Below are 25,089 nucleotides of genomic sequence, written 5' to 3'. Positions count from 1 at the left end.
GCTGCCGATCCATGGGGGGCGACCGCTCGATAGCAAGGTGCTGGAGGATCCGTGGACCTGTCCCTGTCGACCCGTACCGTCGGCGATCGCACGATCGTCGAGGTGGGTGGCGAGATCGATGTATACACAGCGCCCAAGCTGCGTGAGCAGCTCGTGGAGCTGGTGAACGATGGAAGCTTCCACCTTGTCGTGGATATGGAAGGTGTCGACTTCCTCGACTCCACCGGGCTCGGCGTCCTCGTCGGTGGCCTGAAGCGAGTCCGTGCGCACGAGGGTTCGTTGCGCCTGGTCTGCAACCAGGAGCGCATTCTCAAGATCTTCCGTATCACCGGTCTGACCAAGGTGTTCCCGATTCACACCTCGGTCGACGAGGCCGTCTCGGCCACGGACTGACGGAACCGAACCCAGGCCTGCCTCCGGGGGCCACGGCCGGCACCACCGGCCCGGCCCCTGGACGGCTCGCCGTACGACACCCAGGGGGATGGCATGGCCACCGTCGAACTGCGTTTCAGCGCGCTTCCGGAGCATGTGCGTACGGCCCGGTTGGTGGCAGCCGCCGTGGCCCGTCGTGCCGGAGTCGACGAAGCGGTGCTCGACGAGGTCCGCCTCGCCGTGGGCGAGGCGTGCAGCCGTGCGGTGGGGCTGCACATCAGTAGCGGCCTCGACACGCCCGTGCGGGTCGCCCTGATCGAGGACGAGAAGAAGTTCTGCATCGAGGTGGGCGACGACGTGTCCGGCGTGTCCGCCTCCCAGGGGGGCGACGACGCCCGGTCCGCGGCGGCTGCCGAGCTGGCCGAGGGCGAGGGCGAGATGGGCCTGGCCGTCATCAGCGGTCTCGTCGACGACGTCGAGGTGACGTCCGACGGCCTCGGCGGCCTCATCCGCATGACATGGCCCACGGCCACCTCGACTCTGCCCTGACGCCGACCGCGCGCCTGACGCCGACCGCGCCCTGGCGCGAGCCTGCCCCCGCGCCGTCCCTGCCCGGGCGCCGACCGCAGCCTGGCGCCGCCGCGTTCCCTGCGGCCCCCGGTCCACCGGCGCCCACGTGCACCTCGTGCACCCCTGACTCACCGTCAGGGAGCGCGCGGGCTCCCTGTCCGGCTCCGCCTTCCCGGCCGCGCTCCTTCCCGGCCGCTCCCCCCGGCCGTGCTGCCGTGTCCGCCGGTGACGCGATCCGGCCGCTCGTCGTCTGCACACGCGCCTCGCCACGCCCCGGACGGCGGACGCCGTCCCGGCTGTCGGCTGCCGTCTCCGCCGCCCCCGTCGCCCCTCCCGTCACCCGGACAGGCGCACCGGCCCATCGCGGAATCCCCCGGGCGCGGTGGTTTATCCCCCGGTCAGTGACCCGGCTGCCGAACGCGTAGATCATTACGCGTGATCGTTCTCCCCCGCCCCGCCGGTCCCCGCTATTCCGCCAAGTGGGGGAATTACGTGACCCGAAGAAATTGATCTTCGCTGCTGCAGGCGAATTCCCGTCACCGCACCCTGTTTTGTTCCGGATCAGCTCCCTACAATCCGTCCACGTCTTTGCTGCAGGACGCCTGAGCGTGTGCTTGCGCGCGCCCATGTGCCAAACGTCAAGGAGGACGAATGGCGGGGCAACTTCTCCCCCCTCTTGAGAACCATCACCAGCTCGAGAACCACCACCTGCTGGCCGACGCCGTACTCACCTCGGGCAACCGCGGCTGGGTGCTGGTGATCGCCGTCGTCGCGGTGGCAGCGCTTGTCGTGGCCGTGGTGCTGGCGCGCCAGGTGCTCGCGGCCGGCGAGGGCACCGATCGGATGAAGGAGATCGCGGCGGCGGTCCAGGAGGGCGCCAACGCCTATCTGGCCCGGCAGATGCGCACGCTCGGCGTTTTTGCCGTGGTGGTCTTCTTCCTGCTCATGCTGCTGCCTGCCGACGATACGAACCAGCGACTGGGCCGCTCGCTGTTCTTCCTGGTCGGCGCGCTTTTCTCAGCCGCCACCGGCTATATCGGCATGTGGCTCGCGGTCCGAAGCAACGTGCGGGTCGCTGCGGCCGCCCGGGAGGCGAGTTCCGCGGACGGTGAACCGGCGAAGGACCTCACCGTCGTGTCGCACCGCGCAATGAAGATCGCTTTCCGCACGGGTGGCGTCGTCGGAATGTGCACGGTGGGACTCGGCCTGCTCGGTGCGGCCTGCGTCGTGCTCGTCTACGCGGCCGACGCGCCGAAGGTGCTGGAGGGATTCGGCCTGGGTGCCGCCCTCATCGCCATGTTCATGCGTGTCGGCGGCGGCATCTTCACCAAGGCCGCCGACGTCGGCGCCGACCTCGTCGGCAAGGTCGAGAAGGGCATTCCCGAGGACGACCCGCGCAACGCGGCGACCATCGCGGACAACGTGGGGGACAACGTCGGCGACTGCGCGGGCATGGCGGCCGACCTGTTCGAGTCCTACGCCGTCGTCCTGGTCGCCAGCCTGATCCTGGGCACGGTCGCGTTCGGCGACGCCGGCCTGGCGTTCCCGCTGATGGTTCCGGCCATCGGCGTGCTCACCGCCATGGTCGGTGTCTTCGTCGTCGCCCCCCGGCGGCGCGACCGCAGCGGCATGTCCGCCATCAACCGCGGCTTCTTCATCTCCGCGGTCATCTCGCTGGCGCTCGTCGCCGTCGCCGCCTACACCTACCTGCCGGCGACCTTCGCGGAGCTGGACAACGTCGGGGACGCGGCGATCGCCGCCCACGACGGCGACCCGCGGCTGATCGCGCTGCTCGCGGTCGCCATCGGCATCGTGCTCGCCGCCGTCATCCAGCAGCTCACCGGCTACTTCACGGAGACGACACGCAAGCCGGTGAAGGACGTCGGCAAGACCTCGCTGACCGGTCCGGCGACGGTGATCCTCTCCGGCGTCTCCCTGGGTCTGGAGTCGGCCGTCTACACCGCTCTGCTGATCGGCCTGAGCGTCTACGGCGCGTTCCTGCTCGGTGGCACGTCGGTGATGCTGGCCCTGTTCGCCGTCGCGCTCGCCGGCACCGGGCTGCTCACCACGGTCGGTGTGATCGTCGCGATGGACACCTTCGGCCCGGTGTCGGACAACGCGCAGGGCATCGCGGAGATGTCCGGCGACGTGCGGGGGGAGGGCGCGCAGGTGCTCACCGACCTCGACGCGGTCGGCAACACCACGAAGGCGATCACCAAGGGCATCGCCATCGCCACAGCGGTGCTCGCGGCGGCAGCCCTGTTCGGGTCCTACCGCGACGCCATCGCCACGGCGGTGGCGGAGGTGAACGCCGGAGCGGGTGAGCTGGGGCTGAGTCTGGACATCTCCCAGCCGAACAACCTGGTGGGCCTGATCCTGGGCACCTCGGTGGTCTTCCTCTTCTCCGGGCTGGCGATCAACGCGGTGTCCAGGTCGGCCGGGTCGGTGGTCTACGAGGTGCGGCGGCAGTTCCGCGAGCACCCCGGGATCATGGACTACACCGAGAAGCCCGAGTACGGACGTGTCGTCGACATCTGCACGAAGGACGCGCTGCGCGAGCTGTCCACGCCGGGTCTGCTGGCGGTGATGGCGCCGATCTTCGTGGGCTTCACCCTCGGCGTCGGCGCGCTCGCCTCCTTCCTGGCCGGGGCGATCGGCGCCGGTCTGCTGATGGCGGTGTTCCTTGCGAACTCCGGAGGCGCCTGGGACAACGCGAAGAAGCTCGTGGAGGACGGGCACCACGGCGGCAAGGGCAGTGAGGCGCACGCGGCCACCGTCATCGGCGACACGGTCGGCGACCCGTTCAAGGACACCGCGGGTCCCGCCATCAACCCGCTGCTGAAGGTCATGAACCTGGTGGCGCTGCTCATCGCGCCGGCGGTGGTGACCGTCTCCTACGGCGACGACGCCAACACCGCCGTACGGACCACCGTCGCGGTGATCGCCGCGATGGTGATCGCGGGTGCGGTGTACGTGTCCAAGCGGCGCGGCATCGCGGGGGACGGCGGGGACGGTGACCCCGCCGAGCGGCGGACCGGCTCGACCGACCCGGTGGCCGCCCCCTAGGGGACGGCCGGGACGCGGCGGCCCGTAAGTGCCGCGAACGGACGGGTGGCGCACCCCGGTGTGTCACCCGTCCGGGCGTCCGGGTCTCGGTGCGCCCTGTGTGAGACGGTCCCCGTCTCCCTTGGTACAGATGGTGGATTGCGTCACAAAAAGCGCCGAGTGGATCGCCCGGCTCGTCGTTGACGCACCGATGGCGTGTATCTTCCGGCCGGGTAGCCACGAAGGGACGGATCCGGTGAACAGGAAGCTTGCTTCGGCGCTCAGCGGCGGTGCGGTACTCGCTCTGGCGCTGACCGGGTGCAGTAGCGACGACAGCGACGAGAAGGCCCGGTCCTGGGCCAAGAAGGTCTGCGACCAGCTGCAGCCGCAGGTCAAGAAGATCCAGGACGCCAACACCTCGATCTCCGAGCACAGCGACAAGGACAGCTCCTCCGAGGACGTGCAGAAGGCGGACTCCGCGGCCTTCCAGCAGATCTCCGAGGCGTACAAGTCGCTGGCCGTCGCCGTCGACAAGGCCGGCGAGCCGCCGGTCGAGGAGGGCGAGACGCTGCGGAAGGACGCGGTGAAGGAGCTCAACGGCATCTCGGCCTCCTACACCGGCCTGAAGGAGAAGATCGACGGCATGGACCCCAAGGACCGGGCGGAGTTCGCCGACGATCTGAAGGAGATCGCCGACGACCTCAAGACGCTCGGCAAGAGCGGCGACCAGGCAATCAACAAGCTCCAGTCCGGTGACCTGGGCAAGGCCATGGCGGAGCAGGACGGCTGCAGGAAGCCCGGTCCGGGCGAGGCCAGCCCCTCCGCCGCCTGACTTCCCCCCGCCCCTGCCGACGCCCCACCCCGCCACGCCCGACCCCACAACAGGAGCCGCCGGGCGGCACCCGCCACAATGGTCGGGTGACCATGCACCTGCCCACCGTCAACAGCGCCGGCACGCCCCGGCTGCGCGAGTCCCTGCAGACTGTCGGCTTCACCGCCGACGGGCTGCTGGAGCTGCTCGGCGCCCCCGCCTATGCCGCCCTCGCCCGCAGCGAGACGGTTCCGGCCGTCCGCGCCACCCGCGGCGACGGGCCGCTGGAGACCCTGGTGCGGCTGTTCCTGCTCCAGCGGCCCGTCTCCCGTGCGCGGGCGCACGCCGCGCTGCCGGTCGACGACGCCCTGGTGGACGGCTGGCTGCGGGCGACCGCGAACGGCGACGTCCGGGCCACCGTCGACATCAGGCCGTACAGCGGCCCCGCCGGTGAGGACTGGTGGGTGGTGTCCGACCTGGGGTGCGCGGTGGGCGGGGCGGCCGGGGTCGCCGACCGGCGGGCCGACATCGTGCTCGGGGTGGGCGGGGCGTCCACGACGCTCGCCGGGCTGGCGGTGCGCACCCCGGTCGGCCGGGCACTGGACATCGGCACCGGCTCGGGCATCCAGGCCCTGCACGCCGCGCAACACGCCACCCACGTCACCGCCACGGACGTCAACCCGCGTGCGCTGCACTTCGCCGAGCTGACGCTCGCGCTGTCCGGCGCGCCCGCCGCCGACCTGCGCCGGGGCTCGTTGTTCGAGCCGGTCGCGCAGGACGCCCCGTACGACCTGATCGTCTCCAACCCGCCGTTCGTCATCTCCCCCGAAGGGCTCGGTGAGGAGCGGCTCACCTACCGCGAGGCCGGCATGCGCGGGGACGACCTGTGCCGCGCCCTGGTCGAGAACGCCGCCGACCACCTCGCGGACGGCGGCTACTGCCAGCTGCTCGCCAACTGGCAGCTAAACGACGCTGAGGACTGGCACGAGCGGCTGCGCTCGTGGGTGCCGCGCGGCTGCGACGCGTGGATCGTGCAGCGCGAGGTGCAGGACGTCACCCAGTACACCGAGCTGTGGTTGCGCGACGGCGGTGACCACCGCGGTGACCCGGGCGCCTACACGGCCCGCTACGACGCGTGGCTGGACGCCTTCGAGAGGCGCGGCACCCAGGCGGTCGGCTTCGGCTGGATCACGCTGCGAAAGTCCGGTTCCGAGGTGCCGCACTGCACGGTCGAGGAGTGGACGCACCCAGTGGAGCAGCCCCTCGGGGAGACCGTCCGCGAGCACTTCGCCCGGCAGGACTTCCTGCACCGCTGCGACGACGCGGCGCTGCTGGACACGCGCTTCCAGCTCGCGGAGGGGGTCGTGCAGGAGCAGGTCGGGCCGCCCGGCGCGGAGGACCCCGAGCACGTGGTGCTGCGCCAGCAGCGCGGCATGCGACGCGCCACGCGGGTGGACACCGTGGGCGCCGGCTTCGCCGGGGTCTGCGACGGCACGCTGACGGCGGGGCGCATCCTGGACGCCATCGCCCAGCTGGTCGGTGACGACGCCGTCCAGCTGCGCGACCGGACGCCGCAGGCCATCCGGCTGCTCGTGGAGCAGGGCTTCCTGATCCCGCACAACCCCTGACCCCGGAGTCGGCGCACCCCGGAGTCGGCGCACCCCGGAGCCGGCGCACCCCGACGCACCCCGGGAGGCTGAGGCCGCTCGTGCGCCGGGGGCTGGCGCCGCTCGCGCCGGCCGCTCGCCGGGCAGGCGTTCACCCGCCGTTCGCCCGGCGGTCGTCCGCGGGTGCGGTGGCCGCCGCCCGGCGCCGCCAGGCTCCGCGGCATGGAATACGCACCCGCTGTCTTCGCCGGGGTGGTCTGCGCGTCGTTCGGCGCCGGCCTGCTGCTGTGGACCGCGGTGAGGGTCCGCCGGGGCGAGCCGGTGGCCGTGGTGGAGCGTCCGGCGGCTGCGGCCGTGCTCGCCGCGGCGTTCGGGGTGGGCTATCTCACGTGCGGGATGTGGCTGCTGATGAGGCACAGTGGGTGAACGGCGGTGGCACCGGATGCCTATGGCCCGGGCCACCGCCGCTCTGCCCGGTGTCAGCCGCGCAGCGGGCGGCCCTCCGAGTCGGTGCGGTCGTTGCTGACCAGGAACAGGATGCCGTCGACGAGGGACCAGATGCCCAGGCCGCCGCAGGTCAGCAGCTGGGCGACGCCCATGCCGATGTGGCCGGTGTAGAACCGTCCGACGCCCAGCACGCCGAGGACGAGCTGCAGCACGCCGGCCACGATCTTCGACTTGTCGGAGTAGGGCTGGCCGTTCGGGGCGGTGGCGGGGTAGGACACGGGTCGGGCTCCTCTGCGCGGGTACTTCGCGTACCGTCAAGTGCCGTGCTGCTGCACGGCGCTGACATGACCCTGCAGGGCGCCCGGAGGTTGCGGTGTTCCGCAGAGCTGTGGCCGAAAAGTGACCTGCGTCAGCCGGACAAGTTGCGCACAAGCACCCAGACGAGGGCAATGCCGAGGATGGCGCCGACGCCGCGCGTGCCGATCGCGGGCCGGTAGCGGCGCCCGCGCAGTCCCTCGACGAGCCACCGGCCGCCCAGCCAGGCGGCCAGCGGGACGCCGAGCACGAGCAGCACGGCGTTGTCGGCGAACGCGGCGGCCACGTCCCCGTGCAGCAGGTCGTACGCCATCCGGGTGCCGCCGCAGGCGGGGCAGAGCAGCCCGGTGGCCCAGTTCACCGGGCAGCGCGGCAGCAGCTGCCCCGGCTGGTGCGGGTCGGTGCCCCACAGGTACACCGCGCCCGCCGCCGAGGCGGCCAGGGCGGCGAGCGGTGCCACGGCCGGATGGACCCGTGGGGCGTCGCCCCGGCGCGCGGCGGCCTTCATCTCAGCTCCTCAGCAGTCGGCCCTCGGCGTCCGTGCGGTCGTCGCTGACCAGGAAGATGATGCCGTCGACCAGGGCCCAGATGCCCAGGCCGCCGCAGGTCAGCAGCTGTGCGACGCCGATGCCGATGTGGCCGGTGTAGAAGCGTCCGATGCCCAGCGTGCCGATGAACAGCTGCAACACGCCGGCGACGATCTTGGACTTGTCCGAATAGGGGCGCCCGTACGGGTCGTAGCCGTAGGGGGCCTGCGGGTTGGCTCCGTACATGCCGGGGCCGGGCGGGGGCTGCTGCGGGTAGCCGTAGGCCGGCTGACCGGGCTGACCGGGCTGCCCGTACGGCTGCTGTCCCGGCTGGCCGTAGCCCTGGTGGCCGTGCTGCTCGTAGGGGTTCTGGCCCGGCTGTCCGGGCTGGCCGCTGTAGGGATTCTGCTGCGGGTCGGACACGGTGTTCCCCCGGGATGTGAGATGGGACATCAATTGCTCAGACATACTGCCAGCCGCCGCCGGGCGGCAGGAATGGCGGTTGTCGGGTTACCGTTCGAGTGGCGTTGCGGAGTTTTTCCGTTTGACAGAGTGCCGGGAGGTACCGTCACACTCCGCAGCGTCAGCGCAACGCACCGAGCGCGACAGTCGACCGGAGAGAAGAGCGAGAAGTTGTCCCCGACCAGCGAATCCGCGCACGGCGGACGCCGACTCGTGATCGTCGAGTCCCCCGCCAAAGCGAAGACGATCAAGGGCTACCTCGGCCCTGGCTATGTCGTCGAGGCGAGTGTCGGGCACATCCGCGACCTGCCGAACGGCGCCGCCGAGGTTCCCGCCAAGTACAAGGGTGAGTCCTGGGCCCGCCTCGGGGTGAACGTCGACCACGATTTCGAGCCGCTGTACGTCGTGAACAGCGACAAACGCGACCAGGTCAAGAAGCTGAAGCAGCTGCTCGCGGAATCCGACGAGCTCTTTCTCGCAACCGATGAGGACCGCGAGGGCGAGGCGATCGCCTGGCATCTCCAGGAGGTGCTGAAGCCGAAGGTCCCGGTGCGCCGGATGGTCTTCAACGAGATCACCAAGGACGCCATCCGCGACGCCGTCAACAACACCCGCGAACTCGACCAGAAACTCGTCGACGCGCAGGAGACCCGCCGCATCCTCGACCGGCTCTACGGCTACGAGGTCTCCCCGGTGCTGTGGAAGAAGGTCATGCCGCGGCTGTCGGCGGGCCGCGTGCAGTCGGTGGCGACCCGGCTCGTCGTCGAGCGGGAGCGCGAGCGCATCGCGTTCCGCTCCGCCGAGTACTGGGACCTCACCGGCGTGTTCCGCACGGGCCGGGCGGGGGACGCCTCCGACCCGGACTCGCTGACCGCCCGTCTCACCGCCGTCGACGGCCGCCGGGTGGCGCAGGGCCGCGACTTCGGTCCGGACGGCGTGCTCAAGACGCCGCGCAGCGGCGAGCAGCTGCTGCACCTGGACGAGCAGAACGCGAGGGCTCTGGCCGCCGCGCTGGAGAGCACCGACTTCGCCGTGCGCTCGGTGGAGTCCAAGCCCTACCGCCGCTCGCCCTACGCGCCGTTCCGTACCACCACGCTCCAGCAGGAGGCGTCCCGCAAGCTCGGCTTCGGCGCCAAGGTCACCATGCAGGTGGCGCAGAAGCTGTACGAGAACGGCTTCATCACCTACATGCGTACGGACTCCACGACGCTGTCCGACACGGCCGTCTCCGCGGCCCGTGCCCAGGTGACGCAGCTGTACGGCGCCGAGTACCTGCCGGACAAGCCGCGGTCCTACGCGGGCAAGGTCAAGAACGCGCAGGAGGCGCACGAGGCGGTACGCCCCTCCGGCGACCGCTTCCGCACCCCGGCCGAGACCGGCCTCACCGGCGACCAGTTCCGGCTGTACGAGCTGATCTGGAAGCGGACGGTTGCCTCCCAGATGAAGGACGCCACCGGCCAGTCGGTGACGGTGAAGGTCGGCGGACGGTCCGCGGACGGGCGGGACACCGAGTTCTCCGCGTCCGGCAAGATGATCACCTTCCACGGCTTCATGAAGGCCTACGTCGAGGGCGCCGACGACCCCAACGCCGAACTCGACGACCGCGAGCGCCGGCTGCCGCAGGTCAGCGAGGGCGACGCACTGCGCTCCGAGGAGCTGAGCGTCGACGGCCACGCCACCAAGCCGCCGGCCCGCTACACCGAGGCCACGCTGGTGAAGGAGCTGGAGGAGCGGGAGATCGGCCGCCCGTCGACGTACGCGTCGATCATCGGCACGATCCTGGACCGCCGCTACGTCTTCAAGAAGGGCACCGCGCTGGTGCCGTCCTTCCTGTCGTTCGCGGTGGTCGGCCTGCTGGAGAAGCACTTCGGCCGGCTCGTCGACTACGACTTCACCGCGCAGATGGAGGACGACCTCGACCGCATCGCCCGGGGCGCCGCGGAGTCCGTGCCGTGGCTGCGGACCTTCTACTTCGGCCAGGGGGAGGCGGGCGGCGCCGCGAAGGCCGGCAACGGCGACGGCGACCACCTCGGCGGCCTGAAGGAACTGGTCTCCGACCTCGGTGCGATCGACGCCAAGGGCGTCTCGTCCTTCCCGGTGGGCGACGGCATCATGCTGCGCGTCGGCCGCTACGGGCCCTACGTCGAGCGTCCCGGCCCCGAGGGCGAGACCGGCCAGCGGGCCGACGTGCCCGACGATCTGCCGCCGGACGAGCTGACCGTCCAGCTCGCCGAGGAGTTGCTGGCGAAGCCCAGCGGCGACTTCGAGCTGGGCAGCGACCCGGAGACGGGACGCCCGGTCATCGCCCGCGACGGCCGCTACGGCCCGTACGTGACGGAGGTGCTGCCCGAGGGCACGCCGAAGACCGGCAAGAACGCCGTCAAGCCGCGCACCGCCTCGCTGTTCAAGTCGATGTCGCTGGACACGGTCACGCTGGAGGACGCGCTGCGGCTGCTGTCGCTGCCTCGGGTGGTCGGCGCCGACCCGGAGACCGGTGCGGAGATCACCGCGCAGAACGGGCGCTACGGCCCGTACCTGAAGAAGGGCACCGACTCCCGTTCGCTGGAGAACGAGGAGCAGCTGTTCACCATCACGCTCGAACAGGCCCAGGCCATCTACGCGCAGCCCAAGCAGCGCGGCCGGGCCGCGGCCAAGCCGCCGCTGAAGGAGCTGGGCAACGACCCGACGAACGACCGCCCGGTGGTCGTCAAGGACGGCCGCTTCGGCCCGTACGTCACCGACGGGGAGACCAACGCGACCCTGCGCCGGGACGACGAGGTCGAGAGCCTGACGCCCGAGCGCGGATTCGAACTGCTCGCGGAGAAGCGCGCCAAGGGTCCGGTGAAGAAGACCGCCAAGAAGGCCCCGGCGAAGAAGACGGCCGCCAAGAAGACCGCGGCGAAGAAGACCACGGCCAAGAAGGCGGCCTCGGCGACGAAGGCCACCGCCACCAAGGCCACCGCCGCGAAGACCGCCACCGCCAAGAAGGCCGCCGCGAAGGCCCCGGCGAAGAAGGCGGCGGCGAAGAAGGCGGCGGCCAAGTAGCGCAGGGGCGGCGGAGAAGCGGCGCGCCGTGCCCGCGCCGGGGGCGCGCGCGGGTGTTCCGGGGCGCGGGCGGCACCGCTGCGGCGGGCCGCTCGCCCGGTGCTCCGGGGACCCGTCCAGATGTTCGGGCACCGGCACAAGGAATCGGCCCTGCCCTATACGCTGGCCCATATGACGCGTGCAGAGCAGCAACCGGTTGTGACCCCCACCTCCGACGCCCTGGCCGCTGACTCCCGCGAGCGCGCCGTGCGGGCGCTGCTCGGCCATGCGCCGCTGCGGCGGTTGTGGAGTGCCCAGTGCGTCAGCGGCATCGGCGACGCCCTGGCCCTGCTGGTACTCATCCTGCTGGCCCTCCAGGCCACCCTCGCGGTGGCCCTCACGGGTGGTCAGCCGGTGTTCGGCAGCGGCTACGGCGGGGTGGCGTTCGCCGTCGCCGCGGTCCTCGCCACCCGGATGCTGGCGACGCTGCTGTTCGGAGCGGTCCTGCTGGGGCCGATCTCCTCCCTCGTCGCCCCGGGCAACGCGCTCGACCGGCGCTGGACCATGATCGGCGCGGACGCTCTGCGCAGCGTGCTGCTCATCATCGCGCCGCTGTGGATCAGCTGGACGCCGGACAACGCCTACGCGCTGATCCTCGTCACCGTCTTCGTCACCGGCGTCGCCGAACGGTTCTGGACGGTCGCCAAGGACAGCGCGGCCCCCGCGCTGCTGCCCGCGCCGCCGCCCGAGGGCGCCGCGGTAAGGCCCCTGCCCGACCACCGCGAGGCGCTGCGCCGGTTGTGGGCCCGCACCGCGTTCCTGGCCATCCCGGCCGCCGCCGCCACCCTGCTGCTGGTCACCTTGGTCAGCAACCTGCTGGGGGCGGGCCTGGTGTGGTTCTCCGAGCACCAGGCGGCCCTGGGCTCCTACGTCGCGGCCGGCCTCTTCGCCGCCTCCATCTCCGTCCTGTACTTCCTGCACCTGCCCGGCACCGCCACGCCCCGCCCGCGCTCCCCGCTGGAGGGCCTGCGCCGTCCGCGCGGCGCGAGCGGCCCGGACAAGGGCCGCACCGGCGCGTTGACGCTGCTGCTGGTCGCCGCCGCCGCGACAACCGCGGCCATCGTCGCCGCGGCCTCCGTCGCCGTGCTGCACGCCATGGACCTGGGCGGCGGGCCGGTCGCCTTCGCCCTGCTGGTGCTCACCCTGACGGGCGGCACCGCGGCCGGCGTCCGCACCGCGCCGAAGGTGCTGCCGGCGCTGTCCCGCCGCCGGCTGCTGGCGCTGGCGCTGGCCGTCACCGGGTTGGGCCTGCTGCTGGCCGGCCTTGCGGCCGACACCGCCACCGTGCTGGTCGTCGCCGCCGTCACCGGCCTCATCGCCGGTGTCGCCGCCCAGACCGCGCACACGCTGATCGACCAGGAGGTCGAGGACGCGCGGCGCATCCGCACCACCGAGCACCTCAGCGCGGTCGTCCGCCTGACCGTCGCGGTGACCGCCGTCGCCGCCCCCGTCGTCGCCGCGCTCATCGGCGAGCACCGGGTGGAGGCGGGCAGGTTCGTCATCGACCACGGCGGCGCCGCGTTCACCATGATGCTGGTCGGCGCGCTGCTGCTGCCGGTGGCCGCCCTGGTGCTGTCCCGTGCCGACGACCGCAGCGGCACCTCGCTGCGCCGCGACCTGCTGGACGCGGTCCGCGGCGGCGAACCGGCCACCGGACCCGCCGCCAACGGCTTCTTCATCGCGCTGGAGGGCGGTGACGGCGCGGGCAAGTCGACCCAGCTGGAGACGCTCGCCGAGTGGCTGCGGCACAAGGGCCACGAGGTCGTCGTCACCCGTGAGCCCGGCGCCACACCGCTGGGCAAGCGGCTGCGGTCCATCCTGCTGGACGTCTCCTCCGCGGGCCTGTCCGACCGCGCCGAGGCGCTGCTCTACGCGGCCGACCGCGCCGAGCACGTCGACTCGGTGGTGCGTCCGGCCCTGGAGCGCGGCGCGGTGGTGCTCACCGACCGCTACACCGACTCGTCCGTCGCCTACCAGGGCGCCGGACGGGAACTGTCCGGCACCGAGGTCGCCCGGATCTCGCGCTGGGCCACCGACGGCCTCGTGCCGCACCTGACGGTGCTGCTCGACGTGACGCCGGAGACGGCCCGCGAGCGGTTCACCGAGGCGCCGGACCGGCTGGAGTCGGAGTCGACGGAGTTCCACCGCCGGGTCCGCGCCGGGTTCCTGGCCCTCGCCGCCGCCGACCCGGTCCGCTACCTGGTCGTCGACGCCGGGCAGCGGCCCGAGGCCGTGACTTCAGCGGTGCGGCACCGCCTGGAGCAGGTGCTGCCGCTGTCCGAGCAGGAGATCCGCGAGCGCGAGGAGGCCCGCCGCCGCGTCGAGGAGGAGCGCAAGCGCCGCGAGGCCGAGGAAGCCGCCCGCAAGGCCGAGGCCGAGCGCCTGGAGCGGGAGCGAGAGGAGCAGCTCGCCCGGTTGCGTGCCGAGGAGGAGGAGCGCCGCAAGCAGGAGGCCGAGGTCGCCCGCCGGGCGGCGGAGGCCCGCCTCGCCGAGGAGACCCGCCGCCGTGCCGAGGAGGCCCGGCAGCGCGCCGAGGAGGAGCGCAGGCGCCGGGAGGCCGAGGAGGCCGCTCGGGAGGCGGAGCAGGAGCGGCTGCGCCGCCAGGCGGAGGAGGAGGCCCGGCTGCGTGCGGAGGCCGCCGCCCGCCGGCTGGAGAAACAGCGCAAGGCGGAGGAGGCGCTGCTGCGCGCCGAGCAGGCCAGGGCGGCCGAGGCAGCGGCGGCCGAGAAGCGCGAGGCCGAGAAGCGCGAGGCGGAGAAGCGGGCGGCGGAGAAGCGCGAGGCCGAGCAGCGGGCGGCGGAGAAGCGCGAGGCCGAGCGGCGCGAAGCCGAGCAGAGCCGCGCGGAGAGCCGGTCCGAGGCCGGCCGTGGCGGCGACCGCGGCAACACCGGCAACCCCGATAACGAGGACACGCTGCAGGTCCCGCAGGTGCGCCCGGACGGCACGCCCCGCGTGCAGCCCGGCCCGTCCGCAACACCGGACGGGAAGTCGGCACCGGACCGGAAGTCGGCACCGGACCCGAAGTCGGCACCGGCCCCGGAGGCGGCGCAGGCGGCGATGAAGGCGGACGGCGCTGCTGAGCAGCTGTCCGGCCGCGAGCCCGACGAGGACCGTACCGCCGTGCTGCCGAAGGTGCCGCCGCGGCCCGCGTCGCCACCGCCGACCGGTCGGCCCGCCGGCAAGGGGCGCGCAGCCGGCCCGGACGACGAGACCAACGTGCTGCCGCAGGTGCCGTCCGACTCCGAGGACCGGACCAGCGTGCTGCCGCAGGTCCCCGCGGAGGAGGAGACGGCGGTGCTGCCCCAGGCGCAGCCGCCCCGGCCGCCCCGGCCGCCGCGAGCGCCCGGCCGCGGCCGTCCCGCGCCGCAGTCCGGTGGCGCCGGTGAGGGCGAGGACCGTACGCGCGAACTGCCGCAGGTCGAGCCGGACGGTCGGCCGCGCCGCCGCTCGGAGTGGGCCGAGGAGACGCCGATGGACGATCTGCCCACGCTCGCCGACGAGTTGCTCGGCCCGCGTGAGCCGGAGGAGCCCGAAGGGCCCGAGGGGCCCCACGACGGGCGCCGGGGCCGACGCCGCCGCTGAACCGCTGCCGCGCCCGGCCGGGTCACCGGCACCCTGTCACGACCAGCGGGGAGGCGGAGTCCGAGTCGCCGCGCGGTGAGGAGTGGTCGCCGCGCGGGTCGACGAGGCCCGGCGGCAGAACCCGCCGTTCGGCCCTGCGGAACCGCCCGCGCGGCCCGGTCCGGGCCGCGCGCGGGTGGTGGGGGGCGTACGACGGAGGCATGCACCGCACCACGCACGGCCCCTCGTCCCGTTCCGCGCTGCGTTCGGCGCTGAGCGCGCTGCTCGCCGTCACCGCTTCCCTGGGCGCGGGAGCGGCGCCCGCAGCCGCCGTCCAGCGGGGCGCGCCGCCACCCAGCGCGCCCTGCACTGGCGGGACGGGGCCCTACCAGTGGGAGCTGGAGGAGAAGCTGGGCCTGCCGCAGGACGGCCGGCAGTCCGCGGAGGACTGCGAGGCGATCCGGGCCCTCCAGCGCCGACTGGGTGTCGAACCCGCCGACGGCCGGGCCACGGTGGCCACCTACCGCATGCTGCTGGTGGAGGAGGCCCGCAAGAACCCCAACGCCAAGGGTGAGTGCCCGGTCGACCGGGGGACCGTCACATGCGTCGACCTGAACCGGCAGCTGCTGTGGATGCAGAACGGCCGCAGGGTGGTCTTCGCCCCGATCCCGGTCCGCACCGGCAAACGCGGCTACGAGACCAGGACCGGCTGGCACGAGGTCTACTGGCGCAACAAGGACCACGTCTCGACGATCTACGCCGACGCACCCATGCCCTACGCGCAGTTCTTCAACGGCGGCCAGGCCCTGCACGGCACCTACGAGGACCTGTTCACCACCGGCTCCGGCGGCTGCGTCAGCATGTACGTCAAGGACGCCGAACGGCTGTGGAAACTGCTGGACGTGGGCAGCCGCATCTACGTCTGGGGCGTCAAGCCCGGCACCGGCACGGCCCGTTCCCTGCCCACCCCCTCAGAACCCACTCCCTCGGCGGCCGAGGAGCGGGACAACCGGCTGGTCGCCGAGGGCTTCGGCGCTGACGGCATCGAGGTGACCTGGACACCCGCAACGCCGCTCACCCCCGCCGACGGGCGGGGATGAGCGGCGCGCGGGACGGTCTGCACGACGGCGTGCTGTGCGGGGGCGCAGGCCCGGCGGCTCAGTCGCCGCCGCCGGTCACCCGGAACGGGCCCGCCGTGGCGGTGGCGCCCGGTGCGACGGTGAGCCGGCGGCAGGGCTGCTCGGGGAGCGCGTAACCGTCAGGGACGGCCGCCACACACACCTCGTACCGTCCGGCGCCGAGCCGGCCCAGCGAGCAGGCGCCGTCCGGGCCGGTCACGCACTCCCCGGCGGGCAGCGCACCCGGCGTGTCCGCCGCTCCCTCCGTGTCCGCCGCCTCTGACGTGCCGGGAGCCTCGGTGGCCTCGTCGGCTGAGGCGACCGGCGCGGAGGGGACGGCGGACTGTTCGGCGGGATCGGCGGGATCTGCGGGATCTGCGGGATCGGCGGCCGACTCCGGGAGCGGGGCGCGGTCCCGCTCCCCGGCCACGCCAGCGCCCGGGCCCCCGGCGTCCCCGCCACCTCCGTGCCCGGTACCCCCGGCCTCGTGTGCCTTGTCGCCCTCGCGGGGCCCGGGCTCACCGGCGTCCGCGTCGCTGTCGCCCTCGGCGGGTGGCGGGCCGGTATCCCCGGTGCTCCCGGCGGGCGGCAGGGCGGTGGCGACGAGCGCCACCCCGGCCACCGGCTCGTCGGTGGCGTCGTGCTCCACCCGTGCGACCAGCTCCGCCGGCTCCGCCGCCCCCGCGGCGCAGCGGACCGAGGCAGCGGTCAGCTTGCCGCGGTGGTTCTCGGCGGCGTCCGAGAGGGTGAGCCGCAGCGCGGTGACGGTGAGCGTCCCGTCGGCGTCGCGGACCTGCTCGTTGAGGACCAGCTGGCCGAGTCCGCCGGGCAGCAGCACGACCGTGCCGGGGGCAGGGTCGGCGGGCAGCCCGAGCGGCGGCAGTCCACGGACCGTGAACGTGCCGTCCGCGACCGTCGCCGTGCCGTGCGGGGCCTCGCCGGGCACGGCCGTGCAGGAGGCGGCGACGGCCCCGGTGAGCAGGCGGGCGGCACCGATGTCCAGGGCCAGCGAGTCCAGGGAAGCCGCCGACGTGACGGTGCCCTGCGTGGCGTCGCCCGTCGCACGGGCCCGGACGGCCTCCGCGCTGCCCGCCGCCCCGAGCGCGGCGGACGGCACGTCGGCCTCGGTGGTGCCGTCGGGGTGTGCGGCCTCGGCCGCCGTGACCTCCACGGCGCTGGCGCCACTGCCCCACCGGGCGCTGACGCCGGTGGCGCTCGCGGTGCCCGAGGCGGCCTGCGCGGTGCCGGCGGTGGCGAGCGGGACACCGCCGCTGAGGAGCAGGGCGGCGGTCACCGTCGATGCGAGTCGACGCGTGCGGGTACCGGCCATGGCGTTCCGTTCTCTCGGCGAACCGGGCGGACAGGCACTGCCGAGACACCACCCGTGCGGCAGTCCTGTCATGAGATGAGCATCAGGTATGACAAAACGACTCACGGCGACTGCCAGGGCGACACCCCGTCGTTGCCCCCCGAACGGCGCAGCAGCGTGACGGCGCAGCCTTGTCGGCAGGCTCTGGTCACGGGCGGTGATCGTCCTGGGTGAAGGTGCGTCCCTTGGCGATTGACGGTGTCGCGTCATCGGCCGGTGTGTTCTTGCATCCTTCCGGGTGGTTTGCGGGCTCTCCGCAGACCGGGCGTCAAAGTGCCAGAAGGATTCCTTCCGGGTCGTGCCCTACGGCCCGGGGAAGGATGGTGTGCGTCGATGAGTGCGACACGACGAAACGTTCTGGGTGCCGCCCTGGCCGCGCCCTTGCTGGCGCAGCTCGCCGGGACGGCGTCCGCGGCGGATGAGAAGTACGGCACGGTCTCCGACGGCTGGGTCGAGGTCCGGTGGTCCGAGCCGGTCCAGGCGGAGCTGGACCGGCTGGGAGCGGTGGTCGAGGCCGTCGCCCCTGCCGAGATGGTCAAGTCCTCCGGTGGGCCGGCGGTGCGGTTCCCCGTGCGGTCCGGCAAGGGCGACCCCTCGCTGACGAAGCTGCCGAAGGCCAGGGGCAACGGTGCTCTCGACGGGGGAGTCTCGGTGCGCACACCGCAGGGCGACGTTCGGCTCACCGATCTGGGGGGCGCTCTGAAGGACGAACTGGCTTCGGGAAGGTGCGAGGTCAACGGCCTCGCTGTCGAACACGCCTCGGCCCTTCGGTGCGGTGTGGAGAAGGGGAAGCTGTCCACTGACAAGGTTCCGGCGGGCAAGCCCCTGAAAGTCCAGCTCAGCGAGGTGCCGCTGTACGCCACCCCCGAGATGCTCAAGGCGTACACCGCGACATTCGGCACGCCCCCGTTCAGCGAGGACACGGTGCTGGGGTATGTGACCGCAGCCGGCACGTACACCCCGCCGAAGCCGTGAGGTGAGCCCGGGCCCGGGATGGCCGGGCCCGGGCTCAGGAGGACCTCAGGCCGGTTCTGCCGAACGGGCGGGCTCTGCCGGCCGGGCGGGGCCGGGAAGAGTGCCGCCGAAGCGGCGTTGGCGGCCGGCGTAGACGGTGACCGCCTCCCGCAGCTGTTCCAGGCCGTACCTGGGCCAGGGAGTCGGGTCGAAGACCATCTCGGCATAGGCCAGATGCCAGGGCAGGAAGTTGCTGATCCGCTGCTCACCGGAGGTGCGGATCAGCAGATCGACGTCCGGGAGGCCGGGTGCGTACATGTTCCGGTCCAGGTCGGCGGGGCCGATGTCCTCGGGCCGGATCGCTCCGGTGGCTGCTTCGGCGGCCAGCGCGCGGGCGGCCTCGACCAGTTCTTCGCGCCCGCCGTAGTCGATGCAGACGGTCAGCGTCAGCATCTCGTTGTTCGACGTCATGCTCTCCACCAGGGTCAGCGCTGAGGCCAGTGACGGGTCGATGCGGTCACGCCGCCCGCACCAGCGCACCCGCACCCCCAGGTCGTGCAGCCACTCCCCACCTCCGCGGGCCATCGCGTCGCCCGTGATCTCGAACAACGCGTCCAGTTCGTCCTGAGAACGGGCCCAGTTCTCGGTGGAGAACGCATAGAAGGTCAGATGCCGCACTCCCAGCCGCAGCGCGGCGTTGACCAGACGCATCGCGGACCACTGACCCGCCTGATGCCCCCAGGAGGCCGGCCGGCCCTGCTCCGAGGCCCATCGGCGGTTGCCGTCCATGATGACCGCGACATGCTCCGGCACCGTGTCCACCCCCGCATGCGCCCATACGGGGCGGCGGGAGGCCCCGTCTGCAGACACCAGCGGCTCGAGACCTTGAGTGAAGACCCGCTCCTGGCGGAGGACGATCTCGTCGAACTGCAGATGGGCCCCCAGCACCAGCACGTGCAGAAACGGCTGATACTCGCGCTCTACCATTCCCGTCACCGGCGCCGCCTGCTCCAGCAGGACCTTCCAGCGGCCGAGTTGCATACGCACCAGTTCCGCCAGCGCCCCGGGACGTTCACCGCGTACAAGATCACTCACCTCCAGTCCCAGCGCCCGCAGATCGGCGCGCGGCAGGTAGCACCGGCCAGCAGCGAGGTCCTCCGGCATGTCCTCGAACTGGTCCACCACCTGGCCCGCCTCGCCCAGCAAGGAGGTCAGCGCCAGCACCTCCGGATCCCTCAGACCCACCAGTGGGGACCACAGCTCGAAGTGCGCACCCGCCACCCCCCTCAGATATCGCCGCTGGTCCTGGAACGTCTCGAAGACAGGGGGACTGACGCAATCGGTCTCCAGGACGCCCAGATGCTCCTCGATCACCGCACGGTCAAGATCCCACCGCCACACCGTGTCCACGAACGCCCGCAGCACCGGATGCCCGCTGCCCCCCGACTCCAGCCCCTCGCGGACGGCGGAGTACCACCGGGCAAGCCGTCGCCCACGCTCCGCCGCGGTTCCGCCCCTGTCGGCGATGGCGTCAGTCCACAGAGCGAAGCCGTTGACAGCATGCATGTGCGGGCGCACCGGAGCAGGCAGCAGTTCACCCGCCCGCCACAGCGGCGCATGAGACTGCCTGGTCACCGCCTCGCACAGCTCGTAGGACTCGCGCAACTCGGACGAACCAGACAGAGTCTCATCACTCATCAGGCACAGACCTCCCCTTCGACCACGCCGTCGACCGCACGCCGCACCCCATACGGCGCGCCCGGCAACCACATCTCCTCACCGACCTGGGCGGGAGACCCTCCCCTCACTAACGACACGCTGACCGGCCGGTACCGGGGCAGCAGAGCGCCGGCGGGCCGCACGATCGCCGGTTCCCGTCACCTGCTCCGACGAGGCGCATCCACCAACTGGCGCAACCCTCAGCCGACCCGCCGGCGTCGGAGGTCGGAACTCATCGGGTTCTGCTCTTGTCCCATCACGCAGAGCCACTACAGGCAGCCTTAGTGCCGTCTGCCGGCAAGCGTGCGAGTTCGCCCATCGCGCTGCGTCGTCACGAGCAGGGCCGGTCCGCTCATCCACAGGCTGTTCCGGCACTTGTCCACAGGCGGTGAGGGCTGTCGGCGCCATCACCCACAATGGAACGTGCACGGGATGGAACGTGCACGGAACGGGACGTGATCGGCGCCACCGCCGCGGCCCGGTGGCCGGCGGCGGCAGCAAGCGGAGGGGTGAAGCCATGGCGGTGTGGGACGACCTGGTCGGCCAGGACCGGGCAGTCGCGCAGCTCACGGCTGCCGCGCGGGACGCCGACGCCTATGTCACCGCTGCCTCGGAGGGCCGCCCGCCGCAGACCAGCGGCTCCGCCATGACCCACGCCTGGCTGTTCACCGGCCCTCCGGGCTCCGGACGCTCCAGCACCGCGCGCGCCTTCGCCGCCGCTCTCCAGTGCGTCAGCCCCGACCGGGCCCTCGGCGGCGCCCCCGGCTGCGGATTCTGCGACGGCTGCCACACCGCGCTGACCGGCTCGCACGCCGACGTGGAGATCATCCGCACCGACCTGCTCAGCATCGGCGTGAAGGAGACCCGCGACCAGGTCCGCCGCGCCCAGATGTCGCCGGCCTCGGGCCGCTGGCAGGTCATCGTCCTGGAGGACGCCGACCGCCTCACCGAGGGCGCCGGCAACGTGCTGCTCAAAGCCATCGAGGAGCCGGCCCCGCGCACGGTGTGGCTGCTGTGCGCCCCCTCCAGCGAGGACGTCCTGCCCACGATCCGCTCCCGCTGCCGGCACCTGGCGCTGCGCACCCCGCCGGTGGCGGCCGTCGCCGACCTGCTGGTGCGCCGCGACGGCATCGCGCCCGACCTGGCCGCCGACTGCGCCCGCGCCACCCAGGGCCACATCGGCCGCGCCCGCCGCCTGGCCACCGACGAACGCGCCCGGGTCCGCCGCGCCGCCGTGCTGCAACTGCCCCTGCGCGTCGACAACGTCGGCGGCTGCCTCAAGGGCGCGCAGGAACTCATCGACGCCGCCACCGCCGACGCCAAGCAGGTCGCCGAGGAGCTCGACAGCAAGGAGACGGAGGAGATGCGGGCCGCGATGGGCGGCACCGAGGGCAAGCGCATGCCCCGCGGCACCGCCGGGGTGATGAAGGACCTCGAGGACCGGCAGAAGCGCCGCGCCACCCGCACCCAGCGCGACTCGCTCGACCTCGCCCTCACCGACCTGACCGCCTTCTACCGCGACGTCCTGGCCCGCCAACTCGGCAGCGGACTCGGCAGCAGCGGCGACCCGTCAGCCGTCGCGCGCATCGCCGACCAGAGCCGTCCCGAGCAGACACTGCGGCGTATGGAGGCCATCCTGGCGTGCCGTCAGGCACTCGACCGCAACGTGTCGCCGCTGCTCGCCGTGGAGGCCATGACGATGGCGCTCCGCGCGGGCTGACCGCTTTCGGCTCGGCTGACCGTTATACGCTCCGGGGAAGCGCACCGACCAGGCAGCGAGGGCTCAACGATGGAAACCAGGCGGTTGCTCCGCACATCCGGCGTGTTCCTGGGGGCGGCCGTGCTGCTCGTCGCGGGCTGCACCTCCGGTGACTCGTCCTCGCCGGACGGGCCCGAGAGCAAGGACCCGCCGACCTCCGCCGAGCGCGAGGCCGGCACGGACAAGCTGCTGGAGCCGCTGCCCGCCGCCGTCCCCGACGAGCTGAAGCCCTACTACACGCAGAAGTTGAGTTGGCGCGACTGCGGCGTGCAGGGCTTCGAGTGCAGCACCATGAAAGCGCCGCTGGACTACGAGGACCCGGACAGCGCCTCGGACCTCTCCCTCGCCGTCGTACGCAAACGCGCCGACGGCAACGGCGACCGGCTCGGCTCGCTGATGGTCAACCCGGGCGGCCCGGGCAGCTCGGCCGTCGACTTCGTGCAGATGGCGGCCGGTATCGGCTTCCCCGAGAAGGTCCGCGCCCGCTACGACATCGTCGGCCTCGACCCGCGCGGCGTCGGCCGCAGCGAACCGGTCGAATGCCTCAGCGACGAGGAGATGGACCGCCACACCCAGGTGGACATCACCCCCGACAGCAAGCAGGAGGTCGACGAACTCCGTACCGCCAACGACCGGTTCGCCGCCGGATGTGAGAAGCAGGCCGGTGACCTGCTGAACCACGTCTCCACGGTCGACGCGGCCCGCGACATGGACGTACTGCGCGAGGTCCTCGGCGACGACAAGCTCAGCTACGTCGGTTTCTCCTACGGCACCTTCCTCGGCGCCACTTACGCGGGCCTCTTCCCGTCCCGCGCGGGACGCCTCGTCCTGGACGGCGCCATGGACCCGTCGCTGTCCGCCGAGCAGCTCAACCGCGACCAGACCGCCGGCTTCGAGACCGCGTTCACCGCGTTCGCCGAGGACTGCGTCGAACGGTCCGACTGCCCGCTCGGCACCAAGAGCGCCGCCGACGCCGGAAAGCAGCTCAGCGCGTTCTTCGAGAAGGTCGACCGGGAGCCGCTGGAGACGGGGGAGGAGCGCAAGCTCGGCGAGTCCCTCGCCACCACCGGCGTCATCCGGGCCATGTACGACGAGAGCGCCTGGGCCACTCTGCGCACCGCGCTCGCCGAGGCCAACAGGGGTGAGGGCGCGGGTCTGCTCGCCCTGTCCGACGACTACTTCGAGCGGGACGCCGACGGTTCCTACGACAACATCATGTACGCCAACGCCGCGGTCAACTGCGCCGACCAGGCCCCCGCGTTCTCCACGCCGGAGGAGGTGCGCGAGGCGGTGCCCTCGTTCGAGAAGGCGTCCCCGGTCTTCGGCCGCGGTTTCGCCTGGGCCGCGCTCAACTGCGCCGCTTGGAAGGTCGAACCGTCCGGTGAGGCCAACCGCATCGAGGCCAAGGGCGCCGACCCGATCCTCGTCGTCGGCACCACCCGCGACCCCGCCACCCCCTACGTGTGGTCCGAAGGGCTCGCCGAGCAGCTCGACTCCGCCTCCCTGCTCACCTACGAGGGCGACGGCCACACCGCGTACCTGCGAGGCGGCCCGTGCATCAGCGACGCCGTGAACGACTACCTGCTGGAGGGCAAGGCCCCCGAGGACGGCAAGCGCTGCTCTTCCTCCTGACCGCCTACCCGGCCCTCCCCGGCCGCCTCCAGACCTCCTCGGGGCCGCCTCGCGGCCAGGCCCGGCCCCGAGGCGGCACGGTCAGTGGGCCGGGGTCGCCCGGAAGCCGGTCGGCACCAGCATGGCCGTCACCGCCATGACCGCCAGCACGATGCCGACCGACGCCCAGGCGGTGGTGACGAGCGCGCTGTCGAACGCGTCCCGCGCGGCCTCCAGGACGGCCGTCCCCCGCTCGCCGCCGATGCGCTGCCCGACGTGCTCCGCCCCACCGATCGAGCCGCGTGCCTCCCGCAGTTCGGCGCCCGCGAGCGGTAGCCCCGTCATGCGGCTGGTGAACAGCGCGCCGTGCACCGTGCCCAGCAGCGCCACCCCGAAGCCCACCCCCATCTCGTACGAAGACTCCGACACCGCACCCGCCTGCCCGGCCCGGTTCGGCGGCACGGCGGACACCAGCACCGAGGTGGCCGACGTGATCGCCAGCCCGTCACCGAAGCCGACCGCCGCCAGCATCACGGCGATGGCCAGGTACGGCGTCGGGGTGGGGGTGACGGTCAGCAGCGCGAACCCGGCCGCCATCGTCCCCAGTCCCGTCACCAGCAGCAGCCGCACGTCGACCCGGGACATCAGCCGGGGCGCGAGCAGCGCGCCCGCCAGCCCGGCGAGCGCCGCCGGGACCGTGCGCAGACCCGCCTCGAACGGGCTGTACCCGTGGACGTACTGCAACCACAGCGACACCAGGTACAGCGCGGCACCGATCGCCAGCATGGCCATGAAGATGCACAGCGCGGCGGCGCTGAACACCCGGTTGCGGAACAGCCGCACGTCCAGCAGCGGGTACTCCAGATGCAGCTGCCGCCGGGCGAACGTCCCCAGCAGCAGCAGGCCCAGCGCGAGCACGGCCAGGTCGTCCGGCGCGAGACTGCCCTTGGCGACCCGCTTGATGCCCCAGGCCAGCGAGACGACACCGGTGATCGACATCGCGACACCCGGCCAGTCCAGCCGACCCGGCCGCGGATCGCGCGACTCCGGCAGCAGCCACAGCCCGGCCACGACGGTGACCACCACCACCGGAACGTTCACCCAGAACGCCGCCGACCAGCTGTAGCGCTCCACCAGGAACCCGCCGATCAGCGGACCCACCGACGCCCCGGCGCCCGCGACCGCAGCCCACACCCCGATGGCCGTGGCCCGCTCCCTCGGGTCGGTGAAGACGTGGCGGATGAGCGACAGCGTCGACGGCATCACCATGGCGCCGCCCACCCCGAGCAGCACCCGCCCGCCGATCAGCTGCGCGGGAGTGTCCGCGGTGGCGGCCACCACGGACGCCACCCCGAACAGCACGAAGCCGCTCAGGAACAGCAGCTTCCGCCCCCACCGGTCGCTCAGCGCGCCCGAGGCGATCAGCAGGCCGCCGAGCACCAGCCCGTACACGTCGATGATCCACAGCTGCGCCCGCGCGTCCGGCCGCAGCTCGTCGATGAGGGAGGGCAGCGCGACGTTGAGGATCGTCGCGTCCATCGCCACCAGCAGCAGGCTCGCGCACAGCACCGCCAGCACCGCCCACCGCCGCCGCCCCACGCCGGTCTCAGCGGGCCCCGGCCCCTTCCCCCGCGCCGAGTGCCCCTCCCGGGCGGCACCGCCAGGCCGATCGGCACCGCCCACGGCTCACCGTCCCTTCGAAGCACACGCCCGTCTGCTGACCAGCAACGACCGCAGGGGTAAATGGGGCATTATCCC

18 protein-coding genes are annotated in these 25,089 nt (G+C 72.7%); 12 read left to right on the top strand and 6 right to left on the bottom strand.

Features of this window, described 5'->3' with window-relative positions:
* Positions 1-51: 51 nt before the first annotated feature.
* From bldG to QNO07_RS23425, 6 genes are all read left to right on the top strand, one after another.
* Positions 52-393: an anti-sigma factor antagonist BldG gene (gene bldG / locus QNO07_RS23450; RefSeq protein WP_283994297.1), complete on the top strand. Its 342-nt coding sequence runs from the start codon at positions 52-54 to the stop codon at positions 391-393.
* Between the two features lie 93 nt (positions 394-486).
* Positions 487-921 (top strand): ATP-binding protein, encoded by a 435-nt coding sequence (locus QNO07_RS23445; protein WP_283994296.1) that lies wholly within the window; start codon positions 487-489, stop codon positions 919-921.
* Positions 922-1,593: 672 nt separating this feature from the next.
* Positions 1,594-4,008: a sodium-translocating pyrophosphatase gene (locus QNO07_RS23440; protein WP_283994295.1), complete on the top strand. Its 2,415-nt coding sequence runs from the start codon at positions 1,594-1,596 to the stop codon at positions 4,006-4,008.
* A 235-nt stretch (positions 4,009-4,243) separates the two neighbouring features.
* On the top strand, positions 4,244-4,819 hold the full coding sequence (locus QNO07_RS23435) for a small secreted protein (RefSeq protein ID WP_283994294.1): 576 nt from the start codon (positions 4,244-4,246) through the stop codon (positions 4,817-4,819).
* A gap of 92 nt (positions 4,820-4,911) precedes the next feature.
* Entirely contained in the window at positions 4,912-6,426 is a 1,515-nt protein-coding gene (locus QNO07_RS23430; protein ID WP_283994337.1) for a DUF7059 domain-containing protein, read from the top strand.
* Positions 6,427-6,627: 201 nt separating this feature from the next.
* The gene (locus QNO07_RS23425; protein WP_283994293.1) at positions 6,628-6,831 is read left to right on the top strand and encodes a hypothetical protein; all 204 of its coding nucleotides are present in this window, start codon (positions 6,628-6,630) and stop codon (positions 6,829-6,831) included.
* 53 nt (positions 6,832-6,884) lie between these two features.
* Here QNO07_RS23425 and QNO07_RS23420 read toward each other — a convergent pair whose 3' ends face one another.
* The 3 genes from QNO07_RS23420 to QNO07_RS23410 form a co-directional block, all read right to left on the bottom strand.
* Complete coding sequence (locus QNO07_RS23420) at positions 6,885-7,130, bottom strand: TM2 domain-containing protein (RefSeq protein ID WP_283994292.1); 246 nt, start codon at positions 7,128-7,130, stop codon at positions 6,885-6,887.
* 131 nt (positions 7,131-7,261) lie between these two features.
* Positions 7,262-7,675, bottom strand: coding sequence for a DUF2752 domain-containing protein (locus QNO07_RS23415; protein ID WP_283994291.1), 414 nt, complete (start codon positions 7,673-7,675; stop codon positions 7,262-7,264).
* Between the two features lies 1 nt (position 7,676).
* Entirely contained in the window at positions 7,677-8,147 is a 471-nt protein-coding gene (locus QNO07_RS23410) for a TM2 domain-containing protein (RefSeq protein WP_283994290.1), read from the bottom strand.
* A gap of 180 nt (positions 8,148-8,327) precedes the next feature.
* Here QNO07_RS23410 and topA point away from each other — a divergent pair, with 180 nt between their 5' ends.
* From topA to QNO07_RS23395, 3 genes are all read left to right on the top strand, one after another.
* Positions 8,328-11,201, top strand: coding sequence for a type I DNA topoisomerase (topA, locus tag QNO07_RS23405; protein ID WP_283994289.1), 2,874 nt, complete (start codon positions 8,328-8,330; stop codon positions 11,199-11,201).
* A gap of 171 nt (positions 11,202-11,372) precedes the next feature.
* Positions 11,373-14,822, top strand: a complete 3,450-nt coding sequence (tmk, locus tag QNO07_RS23400) for a dTMP kinase (protein ID WP_283994288.1) — start codon at positions 11,373-11,375, stop codon at positions 14,820-14,822.
* 200 nt (positions 14,823-15,022) lie between these two features.
* Complete coding sequence (locus QNO07_RS23395; RefSeq protein ID WP_502961916.1) at positions 15,023-15,901, top strand: L,D-transpeptidase; 879 nt, start codon at positions 15,023-15,025, stop codon at positions 15,899-15,901.
* A gap of 58 nt (positions 15,902-15,959) precedes the next feature.
* Here the strand turns inward: QNO07_RS23395 and QNO07_RS23390 are convergent, their stop codons facing one another.
* Positions 15,960-17,249 (bottom strand): hypothetical protein, encoded by a 1,290-nt coding sequence (locus QNO07_RS23390; protein WP_283994287.1) that lies wholly within the window; start codon positions 17,247-17,249, stop codon positions 15,960-15,962.
* A 372-nt stretch (positions 17,250-17,621) separates the two neighbouring features.
* On the opposite strand from QNO07_RS23390, the gene QNO07_RS23385 reads away from it, so the two are divergent.
* The gene (locus QNO07_RS23385; protein WP_283994286.1) at positions 17,622-18,263 is read left to right on the top strand and encodes a hypothetical protein; all 642 of its coding nucleotides are present in this window, start codon (positions 17,622-17,624) and stop codon (positions 18,261-18,263) included.
* Positions 18,264-18,308: 45 nt separating this feature from the next.
* Here QNO07_RS23385 and uppS read toward each other — a convergent pair whose 3' ends face one another.
* The gene (gene uppS / locus QNO07_RS23380) at positions 18,309-19,940 is read right to left on the bottom strand and encodes a polyprenyl diphosphate synthase (protein WP_283994285.1); all 1,632 of its coding nucleotides are present in this window, start codon (positions 19,938-19,940) and stop codon (positions 18,309-18,311) included.
* Positions 19,941-20,478: 538 nt separating this feature from the next.
* Between uppS and QNO07_RS23375 the strand changes: the two genes are divergently transcribed.
* Both QNO07_RS23375 and QNO07_RS23370 read left to right on the top strand, forming a co-directional pair.
* Positions 20,479-21,681, top strand: coding sequence for a DNA polymerase III subunit delta' (locus tag QNO07_RS23375; RefSeq protein ID WP_283994284.1), 1,203 nt, complete (start codon positions 20,479-20,481; stop codon positions 21,679-21,681).
* 69 nt (positions 21,682-21,750) lie between these two features.
* The gene (locus tag QNO07_RS23370; RefSeq protein WP_283994283.1) at positions 21,751-23,352 is read left to right on the top strand and encodes an alpha/beta hydrolase; all 1,602 of its coding nucleotides are present in this window, start codon (positions 21,751-21,753) and stop codon (positions 23,350-23,352) included.
* 81 nt (positions 23,353-23,433) lie between these two features.
* On the opposite strand, the gene QNO07_RS23365 is transcribed toward QNO07_RS23370, so the two are convergent.
* A complete protein-coding gene (locus tag QNO07_RS23365) occupies positions 23,434-24,930 on the bottom strand; it encodes an MFS transporter (RefSeq protein ID WP_283994282.1) in 1,497 nt (498 codons plus the stop codon).
* Positions 24,931-25,089 lie beyond the last annotated feature (159 nt).

It is taken from the genome of Streptomyces sp. 549 (assembly GCF_030124175.1).
In the GTDB taxonomy this organism is placed as follows: domain Bacteria; phylum Actinomycetota; class Actinomycetes; order Streptomycetales; family Streptomycetaceae; genus Streptomyces.
The sequence above is the reverse complement of the archived record's forward strand: the minus strand, read 5'-3'. Positions and strand labels throughout refer to the sequence as shown.

Bases quoted from the DNA above. Each gene is read 5' to 3' on its own strand.
- QNO07_RS23445 (WP_283994296.1), top strand. From the start codon at position 487: ATGGCCACCGTCGAACTGCGTTTCAGCGCGCTTCCGGAGCATGTGCGT.
- QNO07_RS23440 (WP_283994295.1), top strand. From the start codon at position 1,594: ATGGCGGGGCAACTTCTCCCCCCTCTTGAGAACCATCACCAGCTCGAG.
- QNO07_RS23430 (WP_283994337.1), top strand. From the start codon at position 4,912: ATGCACCTGCCCACCGTCAACAGCGCCGGCACGCCCCGGCTGCGCGAG.
- QNO07_RS23425 (WP_283994293.1), top strand. From the start codon at position 6,628: ATGGAATACGCACCCGCTGTCTTCGCCGGGGTGGTCTGCGCGTCGTTC.
- QNO07_RS23415 (WP_283994291.1), bottom strand. From the start codon at position 7,675: ATGAAGGCCGCCGCGCGCCGGGGCGACGCCCCACGGGTCCATCCGGCC.
- QNO07_RS23410 (WP_283994290.1), bottom strand. From the start codon at position 8,147: ATGTCCCATCTCACATCCCGGGGGAACACCGTGTCCGACCCGCAGCAG.
- tmk (WP_283994288.1), top strand. From the start codon at position 11,373: ATGACGCGTGCAGAGCAGCAACCGGTTGTGACCCCCACCTCCGACGCC.
- QNO07_RS23395 (WP_502961916.1), top strand. From the start codon at position 15,023: ATGCACCGCACCACGCACGGCCCCTCGTCCCGTTCCGCGCTGCGTTCG.
- QNO07_RS23390 (WP_283994287.1), bottom strand. From the start codon at position 17,249: ATGGCCGGTACCCGCACGCGTCGACTCGCATCGACGGTGACCGCCGCC.
- QNO07_RS23385 (WP_283994286.1), top strand. From the start codon at position 17,622: ATGAGTGCGACACGACGAAACGTTCTGGGTGCCGCCCTGGCCGCGCCC.
- uppS (WP_283994285.1), bottom strand. From the start codon at position 19,940: ATGAGTGATGAGACTCTGTCTGGTTCGTCCGAGTTGCGCGAGTCCTAC.
- QNO07_RS23375 (WP_283994284.1), top strand. From the start codon at position 20,479: ATGGCGGTGTGGGACGACCTGGTCGGCCAGGACCGGGCAGTCGCGCAG.
- QNO07_RS23370 (WP_283994283.1), top strand. From the start codon at position 21,751: ATGGAAACCAGGCGGTTGCTCCGCACATCCGGCGTGTTCCTGGGGGCG.